Below are 12,305 nucleotides of genomic sequence, written 5' to 3' on the forward strand. Positions count from 1 at the left end.
GCTTATTGAGACAAAATGTAAAGATTTTGAGACCCCTAGCTAATTCTCTTAAGCTAATAAAGTATATCTTGGGTCTGATCACTATCTTGCGCTTCTATTTATGGAAACACCTAGTCAACCTGCTGCGCAGCAGCAAAACCTTAGTACTTCAAAAGTTCATTTTGCTTCCTTGGATGGCCTCCGTGGGATTGCTGCCATCAGTGTTGTCCTATTCCATTTTATGGAGATTGCAGCCCCTGATTACAAAGATAATTTTGTCGCACACAGTTACCTAGCCGTTGATTTCTTCTTCTGTCTTTCGGGATTTGTGATTGCTTATTCCTATGATGACAAATTGGGTAAGATGGGTTTGAAGACCTTTTTTAAGCGTAGGTTGATTCGCCTGCATCCCTTAGTGGTCATCGGTGCGATCATCGGTTTTCTTGCTTTTGTGTTTGATCCATTCAGTAACCTCAAGGATTCCTTTTCCACTACGCAGATCGTTCTGATGTTGTTGAGTGCCTGTTTTATGGTTCCCTATGCCATCGTACCGCAGCGATATAATAATCTGTTCCATTATAACCCGCCTACCTGGTCGCTGTTCTGGGAATACGTTGCCAATATCGTCTATGCCTTCTTCCTGGTTAGGGCCAAAAAGCCTGTTCTGTGGATTTTGTTTGTGGTTTCAGCCGCATTATTGTTTTGGGAGGCTGATCGGTCAAAATATTTAGGTTTTGGCTTTGGTGGAGATAATTTTTGGTCGGGAGGTATTCGTTTGTTTTTCGCCTTTACGGCGGGGGTATTGATTTATAGGCTAAATATCCGGTTAAAGCGGACCTTCCCATTCTGGTTGTTGGCTATCATGTTGGCTGCGGTCTTTTTTATTCCATTTTCTTGGGAAACTAGTCCTATCATCGATCCATTGATCGTGGTGTTTTATTTTCCAGTCCTGATCATACTCGGAACTGGCCAAAAGGCAATGGATGCCAAGACCAAAGGAGTTTGTAAATGGTTGGGGGAGCTTTCATATCCATTGTATATGGTCCATTATCCCTTTATTTGGTTGTTCTTGAGTTATGTAGAGCAGTACAAACCAAACGGTACCCAGATGAGTTATATCATTGTTGTCGGGATGCTTTTGCTGATTTTATTTAGTTATTTGGTTGCGGAGTATATTGACAAACCTATTAGAAAAATGTTAAGTAAAAATCTCTAACTTTGTACTATGTCTAAGAATCTGCAAGTAACGATAGATAAGGACTCGGGCTTTTGCTTTGGAGTTGTTTATGCGATTGATATGGCAGAAGAAATCCTGGATCAGGATGGCTATCTGTATTGTCTAGGTGATATCGTACACAATGATGAGGAGGTCGCGAGGCTGAAAGCAAAAGGTTTGCGTATTATCTCGCATGATGAATTGCCAGGCTTGCAGAACGAGAAGGTGCTGATCCGTGCCCATGGTGAAGCTCCGGAAACTTATAAGACGGCATTAGAGAATAATATTACCTTGATCGATGCATCTTGCCCTGTGGTGTTGAAATTGCAGAACCGTATCAAAACTTCACATGATGACAATGAGAAAATCTTGATTTTCGGAAAGCATGGTCATGCCGAAGTTATCGGTTTACAGGGGCAGACCAACAATGAAGCGCTCGTGTTCCAAGATATCGATGAGCTTGATTCGGTTGAATTACCAGCTAAATTTACCCTTTACAGTCAGACCACCAAGAGTGTTGATCGTTTCTATGCGATCAAGGAAGAGCTTATCAAAAGAGGTTATGAGGTGAAGGCCAATGATACCATCTGTAGACAAGTGTCCAATCGATATGAGGATTTGGGGACATTCGCGCAACAATATGACAAGATCATCTTTGTTTCGGGAAAGAAATCTTCGAACGGGAAAGTACTTTTTGATGTTTGTAAACAGGTCAACCCAAACACCTACTTTATTTCAGATCCGGAGGAATTGGATGCCCATTCATTCGCAGACAATGAGACCATCGGTATCTGCGGAGCTACATCGACTCCAATGTGGTTAATGAAGAAAGTAAAGGAAACCATCGAATCCTATTAATCGTCATTTCAATTTAAAATTCATTGATTCAGGCCATTGAAATCTACCATTGCGCCTGTATTGCTATAAATATTGCCTAATTTTGTGTTTAGTATGAGTAAAAAAGCTAAAAAGGGTGTATTGTTGGTCCAGTTGGGTACCCCTAATTCACCGACTACCGGTGAAGTAAAGAAATACCTAACAGAGTTTTTAATGGATCCACGCGTGATGGATATTCCTTTTGTTTCAAGAACCTTGTTGGTCAAGGGAATTATTGTTCCTAAAAGAGCTTCAAAATCTGCTCATACCTATTCTACCATCTGGAGTGAGGAAACCGGATCCCCTTTAATGTACTACAGTGAATTGCAACAGCAGATGCTGCAGCAGGAACTCGGTGATGAATATCATGTGGAATTGGCCATGCGTTATCAGGAACCTTCGATTCCTAATGCACTGAAGAATCTGGAAAGTATGTTCTTGGATTCCATTATTGTCATCCCGCTTTTCCCACAATATGCATCGGCTACGACCGGTTCGGTCATCGACCGTGTCATGGAATTGATGCGCAGTTGGCAATACTTTCCGAAGGTAAGTTTCGTTAGTAGTTATTGCGACAATCCATTAATGGTAGACGTTATCGCAGAACATGCGCATAAACATGACTTGAGCGAATATGATCATTTCCTGTTCAGTTACCATGGACTGCCAGTTCGACAGTTAGGAAAAGTGGATCCTAAGGGCGAATTGAAGTGTCCTGATTTTGGGTGCGATTCTTGCAAGAAAGAATTGAACTCCTTTTGCTATTTGTCGCAATGTTATGCAACCACGCGTGCAATCGTAGAAAAGTTGAATATACCTGAGGAGAAATATACGGTTTGTTTTCAGTCACGACTAGGGAAGACCCCTTGGATTCAACCATATACTTCAGATACACTGCATAATTTGGCAAAAGAAGGGAAGAAAAAACTCTTGGTGTTCAGTCCGGCATTTGTTGCCGATTGTATTGAAACGTTGGATGAGATACAGGTTGAATACGCCAATGAGTTTAAAGAAATGGGCGGAGAAGAGGTCCACATGGTGGAGAGCCTGAACGGCAATCCGAAGTGGATCGAAGCCTTGAAACGAATGGTGTTGGAAAACGGAAATTAAGATGTTAAAATTAAATGCAGTAATATTATTCTTATTAGACTTCTACATATTTTTTGCGCTAAGGGCAACGAATATTAGATTTATCAAGACAAGGTGGTTTACCATCCTATGGTGGGGCTATTCACTGTCTTTGCTGGTAGGATTATTTATTTCATTTCAATATAACATTCCGCTTTCTATCCGTTCCATAATATTAGTAGCCTTTTTCCTGACTGCCGTCAGCAAGTTTGTCTACGCTATCGTCTTGATCGTCGATGATTTACGAAGAGGGGGGATTTGGGTCGGACGTCTATTCTCTAGGGGCAAAGGCAAGGATCTGGAAGAAAGGATTGAGACTTTAGAAGAGCCATTACCGGAGGTGCCCAAAAAAGGGATATCCCGTTCAGATTTCCTGTTAAAATCAGGGATCATCGTGGCTGCCCTTCCCATGGTTCCTTTGGCTTGGGGCGTTATTTCCACTGCTTATGATTACCGGGTTAGACGCCAGAAATTGGTGCTACCGAACTTACCGAAGGAATTCCATGGAATGACGATCGGACAGATATCGGATGTACACTCGGGTTCTTTCTATAATAAAAAAGCCGTTATGGGCGGCGTTGAGCTTTTATTGGCACAAAAACCAGATGCCATCTTCTTTACAGGCGATCTGGTGAACAATGTAGCCTCTGAAATGCGTGATTACCAAGATATCTTTGCACATGTCAAAGCGGACCTCGGGGTTTATTCCACCTTAGGAAACCATGATTATGGCGATTATTACTTTGGTCCCGGTGATTCGCCAGCTAAACGTAAAAACCTGCAAGATCTGATCGAAACCCATAAAGTGATGGGTTGGGATCTTTTGATGGATGAGAACCGTACCTTGAAAATAGGTAACGAAGAGATCTCCATCGTCGGTGTGCAGAACTGGGGTACAGGTCGATTCCCCAAAAAAGGAAATCTTCCGAAAGCCTTGTTAGGTACAGAAGATAAGGCAGTTAAATTATTATTGTCGCATGACCCATCTCATTGGCGTGCACAGGTATTGGAAACCGATGTGGACGTTATGTTTGCAGGCCATACCCATGGAATGCAATTTGGGGTCCGCGGTGAAAACTTCCAATGGAGTCCAGCAAAATATATCTATAAAGAATGGGCGGGTCTCTATAGACAAGGAGCCTCTCAACTTTATGTCAATACAGGATATGGTTTCTTGGGTTACCCAGGGCGTGTCGGTATTGCGCCTGAAATCACCATTTTTGAACTGGTTAAAGGTTAATTGCCAATTTCTTAACCTAGAATCCTTGCAAAATGGTTGTTTAGGTGTTTTCTGATAGCATCTCGATAGGCTTCAGCATCCCTTAATTTCAATACTTGGACCAATTCTTTGTGCGAGATAAAATCTCCCTTCATGATGTCTTTTTCCAATAAGCCGCTTTGATGTACATACTGAAAAATAGGAAATAGCATTTCCTGCAATTCCAATAAGATCTTGTTTTTAGATATCTTGTACAGCTTCCCGTGAAAACGGATCTCATCCTCTACATGCCAAGGATTAGCGGTATCACCGGAAACTATTTCGTTCGCTATCTTTTCCAGTTCAACAATATCCTCATCGGTGATATTATTGACAATAAAATCAGCCATACCTACTTCTAGGGCCAATCTCATTTCAAACATATCCTTCAAGGTTTCATTATCTAAGATAGAAGGGTGGAATACCTTTCTCAATGAACCCAAGACATCGGGATTTCTAAGTACGGCACCTTTATGCTTGATGGATTCGATCAAACCAATGGTCTTAAGCCTTAATAGGGCCTCCCTAACAACTGTCCTGCTCACACCTAGGCTATCCGCCAAATCTAATTCCTTAGGCAATACATCGCCCACGTTCAACTTATTGTCCTGAATAAATTGAATAATCCTTACTTCCGCTTTATCGACGAGGCTTGAGGTGTCAATACTGCCTAATTTTTCCATTGAAGGGTTCTGCTGATCCATAGGTTTGCTATGAAGGTTTAATTTAATGTTACAATATTATTAAAAAAATGTTTGGTTGTAAAACATTATGTATTACATTTGAATAATTATTATGTATAACATAATCCAATTTAATTATTCATCTATTATGAAAAACCTATATGATCAATCTTTGCGGAGGGTCCTCTTGTTGGCCTTTTTGTGCTGCCTCAACCTCGCAGCATTTTCGCAAACTGCTTTAAATGGAACGGTTACAGACCCAGAAGGAAATCCACTTGTAGGGGTGACAGTTTCCAATCAAACCCAAGGACATGTTACAAAGACCGACGAACAGGGAGAGTTTAGCGTTCAAGCTAAAGTATCGGATGTCATAGCATTTTCTTCAATCGGATATCAATCACACAAACTAACCTTAGCGAACCTAGGTTCGGTAAGGATTTCATTAAACCCAACAGGAGAAGATCTAGAAGAAGTCGTGGTTTTAGGCTATGGTAGCATTAAGAAATCAAACCTGACGGGTTCTGTGTCCAGATTGGACAAGCGCGTTTTAGAGACTGGAGTTCGTTCTAACCCAGCATCGGCATTGGCAGGAACCATTCCTGGCCTACGTGTTCAACAGACTTCTGGTCGTCCGGGTTCAGTTCCAAACATCGTATTGCGTGGAGGAACAACCTATGGGGGCGGAGGATCCCCGTTGGTGATCGTGGATGGTTTGATCCGTTCGGGTTTCTCCGATATCAACCAAGATGACATTGAGTCCATCGACGTATTAAAGGATGCATCTGCCACGGCTATTTATGGTGCTAGAGCATCAAACGGGGTGGTATTGATTACCACAAAACGTGGTAAAGATGGCGTGTCCAATATTTCGCTGAAATCTAAGATCGGGGTCAATTCCTTGAATATCCCTTTTGAGTTCTTGGATGCCAAGGACTATTTGTACTGGTCGAGAAAAGGGGTGCAGACCTCTGGCATGTACCAACCCAACCAGTTGAACCAATTGACTTCAGTGGGTCCTTTTGGTACTGGGAACAAGTATAAGGATGATCAGGGCAATATATTAGATGGAAACAAGGTGAGCAATGCCGTTTGGAGTACCATGTTCTTGGATGATTCCAACAGGGAATTATTGGGCCAAGGGTACCAAACCATGATCGATCCTGTTACAGGGAAAGAATTGATCTATAAAGATTTTGATTATACCGATTATGCATTGCGCAAAAATGCCCTGACCCAAGATTATAACCTTGCCGTGCAGGGGGGAAATGATAAGAGTAAATACTATGCAAGTTTGGGTAAATACTATGAGCAAGGGGTGCCAATTGGAACCAATTATGATCGTTTGACCTTTATCCTAAATGGTGATTACAAAATCAAACCTTGGATTACTTCCAATTCAGGCTTGAATTTCGCGAATACCAAATGGAGAGATGCCATCAATGGGGAAGGTAATTATATGACCCGTGCTTTGGGGGCTCCTCCAACCATGCGTGGCTTTAACGCAAATGGAGATCTTTTGGTTGGCCGTGACTGGCAAGATGGTAACCCAGCGGTAAACAATGATCGTTTTATCCGCAATAACCAAAACCAGAAATTTACGATGTCCCAAGCTTTTGTCATTGACCTTTATGAAGGGCTGAGCTTGAGAACAAGTGGTAACTGGTTTATCAACCAAACCAACAATGAATCCTTCAACAGGGATTATTTAGCCAGTCCAGGTAACTGGGTGCGAACTCGAAACTCATCGGCAAGCTATGACAAGATTTTGAACCAAACCTATAATGCGGTTTTAAACTATAAAAACACCTTTGGCGAGAAACATAATTTTGATGCCATGGCAGGATGGGAATTCTTTGATTCCTACAATACAGGATTTTCAGCATCGGGTTCAGGTGCACCATCGGATGACTTCATGGATCTAGGTTTGACCAGTACCGAAGCAAACCGTCGTGGTATCGATTCTTACCATGTCCGTAATAGGATCACTTCGTTTTTCGGACGTTTGAACTATGATTATGACCAACGCTATCTAATGACCTTGACCTTGCGTCGTGATGGCTATTCAAACCTATTGAATAATCGTTGGGGAACTTTCCCAGGGGTGTCATTAGGTTGGAACCTTCATAATGAAGACTTCTTCGCCAATATTATGGGCACTGACCAAGTGGTCAACACCTTAAAATTAAGGGCTAGTTATGGTGCGAACGGAAATATTGGCGGCATTGGAGCTTATGCTTTGCAAGGGGTATATAATTCTTCGACCTATAACCCCAATGGATCCCTACTCTATAAACACAATTACGACAACCAAGTTGGATTTTTAATGACGGACCTAGCCGTGCCTAACCTGAAATGGGAGAGTTTGATTACCAAAGAAGTAGGTTTAGAAACCAGATTGTTAAATAGGTTAGATCTATCGGTATCCTATTATCATAGAACGACTTCGGATAAAATCGCAACCTTGTTGTTGCCAGCGTCAGCAGGATTTACTTCCATTACGACCAACAATGGTGACATGCAAAACCAAGGGGTAGAGATAGACTTAAATTACCAAGCGATCCGTGCAAATGATTTTACCTTGAGCTTCAACTGGAATACTGCCTACAACAAGAACAAGATCTTAAAGCTGCCATATAATGGGGTTGAGAACAACCGTCAGAATGGTTTCCAAGTCTATAACCCAAGTACCATGGAATTAGAATGGGTTGGAGGCCTACAAGAAGGACAGGATCCGAATGTGGCTTATGCATACGAGGCCTTGGGCATTATCCGTACTCAACAGGACCTGGATAATTATGCCCTGCAGCTAAAGGATTTGATCGGAGCGAGAACCTTGGTGCATCCGGATGTGTTCAATGCGATGACGGCTTCAGAGAAAGCCCTGCATTATCCATTGGCCTTAGGGGACGTGATGTGGAGAGATGTCAATAATGATGGCATCATCAATTCCTACGATAGGGTTTACATGGGGAATACCGTACCACGTTGGACTGGAGGATTTGGTCTTTATTCCACTTACAAGGATTTTTCCTTGAGTGCAAGATTTGATTATGCATTGGGCTATGTTGCCTATGATGGACCAAGAGCTTGGTTTTTGGGGATGATGCAAGGAACGTTCAATACGACCACGGAAGTATTGGATACCTATAGCCCAGAAAACACGAACGCAAAATATCCAACCTATTACTGGGCGGACCAATTGTTCAAGAACAATACCAGTCGAGAAAGTAGCATGTTCTACAATAAAGGTAATTATTTGGCATTCCGGGAGATTTCCTTGGCATATCGTTTACCGAGATCTTTGGCGAACAAGATCAAGATGGAAGATTTAAGTGTTTCAGTAACCGGACAGAACCTTCAATACTGGACAGCCAATACCCTGTTTTCTGCGGAAAGTGGGTCGATTGGACAGGGAGGGGGTGGTTACCCACTACCAAGAACGGTCATTTTTGGTCTTCAATTAACCTTTTAAAACTTAAGTCATGAAAAAGATATTAATAGCCTTAGCAATAGCGGCAACGAGCATAACATTTTCCTCTTGTAGCAAGATGGAATTGGATTTAACCCCAGAGGATTATTTCGCAAGTGGATCTTTCTGGAAAACACAGGATCAAGTAAAAGGAGCAATGGTTGGTATCCATAGCCAATTAAGAAATGCGCAGCAAACCTTATGGAGTTTTGGAGAGTTAAGAGGTGGAACTTTGCGAGATGGAACCAGTTTTACAGGTACTGCATCCCTAAACTCGAGTTCGATCATCATCCAAGATGTGCGTGAAAGCAGTCCTGGTTTTAGCAGCTGGGCCAACCTTTATGGACAGATCTTCCAGATCAATAACTTTATATTCCAAGTGGAATCGGCAACCTACCTGTCAGATGCGGAGAAAGGATATTATTTAGGGCAGGCCTATGGATTGCGTGCTTTCTATTATTTCAATCTGTTCCGGACTTGGGGAAGGGTTCCTTTGGTTGCTGAAGCGAAGGTAGCCAATCAGGCACCGAGTTCAGCTGAAGAGTTGTACACTTCCCGTAGTAAAACGGAAAAAGAAACCTTAGACTTTATTAAAGCGGACGTTGAAAAATCAGTTTCTAGTTTCAACAATGACTATAATATCCTAAGCCAAAAAGCGCAGTGGTCCTTGGCTGCGACACAGATGTTGAAAACGGAGGTGTATCTATGGTCCGCCAAGGTAAAGATTGACGGAAATGCTCCGGCAAGTACTGCACAAGATCTTCAGACTGCAAAAGCTGCTGTAGAGGCCGTAATACCAAAATTCACCCTAGTCAATGATTATGCGAATGTCTTTGCGACGGCAAGTTCAGCTGCCAATAAAGGAAATTCGGAAACCATTTTTACTTTGAGGTACCAATATGGTGAGGCGACCAGTTTCTTCAATAACTTTCTGTATGCACAGAGTGATGATATTTCAGGCTACGTAGATGATAAAGGTGAGGCCATTCCAGCAGATCCTTTGAAAATTTCCAATACGGGCATTATCCGTTATGAATACAAATATGGCCTATATCAACTGTATGAAGCAGCAGATAGCAGAGCCAATGCAACTTTCTTAAACTTTAACAAGGGCGATGTGCATGCAGTGGTACTCCGTAAATTCTTGGGTACCATTGTGGAAGGCGTACGAAGCTATTCAGATGACTATCCGATTTACCGCTTAGCCGATGCTTATCTGTTATTGGCAGAAATCAAGAATAAATTGGGGCAAGATCCGACTAATGAAATCATGTTGGTGCGAAACAGGGCTTATAAAGGTTCGGCTCCACAATTTGTAAACGGAGGGTTTGAAGCCAATGAACTTGCCATTTTTTATGAGAGGACCAAGGAGTTTGTTTCAGAGGGTAAGCGTTGGTATGATCTACGCCGCATGCAAGATGCCTCAGGAACGCCATTGGTTTTTCGTAAGGACCTGAATTTGGTTGGGGTGTTGGACAACAATGATTCCCAAAAACATAAAATTCTTTGGCCTATTGACCTTGGAACGCTATCGGCGGATCCGAAGTTAGATGGAGACCAAAATCCTGGATATTCAGGAACTTAATGTTAAATTTAATATAAACCTATCCTGCCCAGCAGGATAGGCTATCTAGTTTTTAATAATTTGTATATGCTAACAAACAAAATTGAAGGATTAATTGCCGCTCCATTTACGGCATTTGATCCAAACGGTGAACTGAACCTAGACCTGATTCCTGCTTATTATCAGTCGCTTAAAAAGAATAATGTGAAAGGAGCTTTTATCTGTGGCTCGACTGGTGAAGGGGTATCCTTGACCTTTGATGAAAAAGTGCAAGTATTGAAGGCCTGGACAGCATTGACAAAAGCCGATCCAGATTTCGCCCTGATTATGTTTTTAGGCGGTACGAATGTCAAGGAATGTAAGCAATTGGCAGTGATCTCTGAGCAAGAAGGAGCAGATGCCATTTCCTTTACTTCCCCTTATTATTTCAAACCTGCAAATGTGCAGCAATTGGCGAAATGCTGTCAGGAAATAGCTGCCGCTGCACCAAATACCGCATTTTATTATTACCATATTCCAGTGCTTACCGGTGGAAACTACAATATGATCGATCTATTGGAAGCTGTGGATAATATGATTCCAACCTTCAAAGGCATCAAATATACGCATGAAGATTTTATGGATTTCTTGTCTTGTTTAAATCATAAAAATGGAAAGTACGATATGCTTTGGGGGCGTGATGAAAACATGTTGTCCTCTTTGGTATTAGGAACAAAAGGTGCGGTAGGAAGTACCTACAATTATGCGGCTCCATTATACAATGATCTGATAGCGGCATATGACCAAGGTAATTTTGAGGAAGCCAATAAATTGCAGCAGAAATCCATTGATATGATCCGTCTGTTAGGTAAATATGGTGGTATTGCAACAGGAAAGGCTTACATGAAATTAGTGGACCTGGATTGTGGAGAATTCCGTTTACCGATAGCCAATATGTCAAAAGAGAATTTTGAGTTGTTCAAAGCTGATGTTGCGGCATTGGGCTTTGATTCCTTTAAGTCAATTAATTAATGCGGACTAAGGCAATATTATCTATGGCGGTTTTAGTGGTTGGTTGTTCTGGTTTGCAGAGCAAGTCTGGATTAGTATGGGAAGAAGCAAGTCATTTGCCTGCGATTTCTGGATCAAAAAATATAGGGGTCGCAGGACCAATAACAGGTATCCTTCAGGACAAACTGATTGTGGCAGCTGGTGCTAATTTCCCCGATGGATTGCCTTGGGATGGAGGAAAGAAAGTTTACCAATCTCAAGGATATATCTTTTCCATTTCAGGGTCAAGCATAAAGCTGGATACCATATTTAATCTTGAAACTGGGATTGCCTATTCTGCCAATCTCAGTCTTCCAGATGCCATCTATATTGCTGGCGGAGAAAATGAAATCGGTCCAATTGATCAAGTTGCCAAATATGAATTATCCGAAAGAGGTAAACTGGAAAAGAAATACTTAAAACCCTTGCCAGTGGCTTTGACCAATGCCGGTTTGGCAGCAGGTACCAACGAAATCTTCTTTATTGGTGGTGAAAATGCAGAATCGGTCTCTGATCGGGTTTATTCCCTGAAATTGGATGATTCCACTGCAAATTGGATAGAATATATGAAACTGCCCTATCCAGTAAGTCATGCTGTTGTGCTTGGCAATGGGAAGGACAAGGTCTATGTCATTGGGGGAAGGAAGAAAAATCCAAATGCCATCAGTGATATCTATGATGGGCTGTTGGAATTGGACCTAAATACCAAAAGTGTTCGTGAGCTTACTAAGCTCCCTAAGGCTTTGGCCGCAGGGACCGGAGTCTATAAAGATGGGAAAATCTTTGTGTTCGGAGGGGATGATGGAAGCACGTTTTCAAAGGTAGAGGAGGCTATAGCCAATATTGCCAAGGAAAATGATCCGCTGAAAAAGGAAGAATTGACTCAAGCAAAGAATAAACTTCAGGCAGGACATCCCGGGTTTTCGAAAGAGAATTTGGTGTATGACCTGAAGACAGGTGCTTGGTCACAATTGGAGGGAATTGAAACTGAAAGTCCAGTAACCACTACGGCAGTTATAAAAGAAAATCTATTTTTTATTCCATCTGGGGAGGTTCGAGCGGGGGTTCGTACCGATCAGATCTTGGTTGGACAGATAAAATAA

The 12,305-nt window shown here is 42.0% G+C and carries 9 protein-coding genes; 8 read left to right on the top strand and 1 reads right to left on the bottom strand.

The window, feature by feature from the left end; translation table 11 throughout:
- The first annotated feature begins 100 nt into the window (after window positions 1–100).
- From NLF99_RS13050 to NLF99_RS13065, 4 genes are all read left to right on the top strand, one after another.
- Window positions 101–1,195, top strand: coding sequence for an acyltransferase (locus NLF99_RS13050; protein ID WP_254528822.1), 1,095 nt, complete (start codon window positions 101–103; stop codon window positions 1,193–1,195).
- A gap of 9 nt (window positions 1,196–1,204) precedes the next feature.
- Window positions 1,205–2,053, top strand: coding sequence for a 4-hydroxy-3-methylbut-2-enyl diphosphate reductase (locus NLF99_RS13055; RefSeq protein ID WP_254528824.1), 849 nt, complete (start codon window positions 1,205–1,207; stop codon window positions 2,051–2,053).
- A gap of 93 nt (window positions 2,054–2,146) precedes the next feature.
- The gene (gene hemH / locus NLF99_RS13060; RefSeq protein WP_254528826.1) at window positions 2,147–3,181 is read left to right on the top strand and encodes a ferrochelatase; all 1,035 of its coding nucleotides are present in this window, start codon (window positions 2,147–2,149) and stop codon (window positions 3,179–3,181) included.
- A gap of 1 nt (window position 3,182) precedes the next feature.
- Window positions 3,183–4,439, top strand: a complete 1,257-nt coding sequence (locus tag NLF99_RS13065; protein ID WP_254528828.1) for a metallophosphoesterase — start codon at window positions 3,183–3,185, stop codon at window positions 4,437–4,439.
- Between the two features lie 11 nt (window positions 4,440–4,450).
- On the opposite strand, the gene NLF99_RS13070 is transcribed toward NLF99_RS13065, so the two are convergent.
- On the bottom strand, window positions 4,451–5,161 hold the full coding sequence (locus NLF99_RS13070; protein WP_254528830.1) for a FadR/GntR family transcriptional regulator: 711 nt from the start codon (window positions 5,159–5,161) through the stop codon (window positions 4,451–4,453).
- A 127-nt stretch (window positions 5,162–5,288) separates the two neighbouring features.
- Between NLF99_RS13070 and NLF99_RS13075 the strand changes: the two genes are divergently transcribed.
- The 4 genes from NLF99_RS13075 to NLF99_RS13090 all read left to right on the top strand — a co-directional run bounded on the left by NLF99_RS13075 (window position 5,289) and on the right by NLF99_RS13090 (window position 12,305).
- Complete coding sequence (locus NLF99_RS13075) at window positions 5,289–8,612, top strand: SusC/RagA family TonB-linked outer membrane protein (protein WP_254528832.1); 3,324 nt, start codon at window positions 5,289–5,291, stop codon at window positions 8,610–8,612.
- 10 nt (window positions 8,613–8,622) lie between these two features.
- Complete coding sequence (locus tag NLF99_RS13080) at window positions 8,623–10,194, top strand: RagB/SusD family nutrient uptake outer membrane protein (protein WP_254528834.1); 1,572 nt, start codon at window positions 8,623–8,625, stop codon at window positions 10,192–10,194.
- A 66-nt stretch (window positions 10,195–10,260) separates the two neighbouring features.
- Window positions 10,261–11,184 carry a dihydrodipicolinate synthase family protein gene (locus NLF99_RS13085; RefSeq protein ID WP_254528836.1) on the top strand — a complete coding sequence of 308 codons (924 nt, stop codon included), beginning with the start codon at window positions 10,261–10,263 and terminating at the stop codon, window positions 11,182–11,184.
- On the top strand, window positions 11,184–12,305 hold the full coding sequence (locus NLF99_RS13090) for a hypothetical protein (protein ID WP_254528838.1): 1,122 nt from the start codon (window positions 11,184–11,186) through the stop codon (window positions 12,303–12,305). The genes NLF99_RS13085 and NLF99_RS13090 overlap by 1 nt, the downstream gene beginning before the upstream one ends.

This window comes from Sphingobacterium sp. LZ11T8 (assembly GCF_024261425.1).
Taxonomy (GTDB): domain Bacteria; phylum Bacteroidota; class Bacteroidia; order Sphingobacteriales; family Sphingobacteriaceae; genus Sphingobacterium.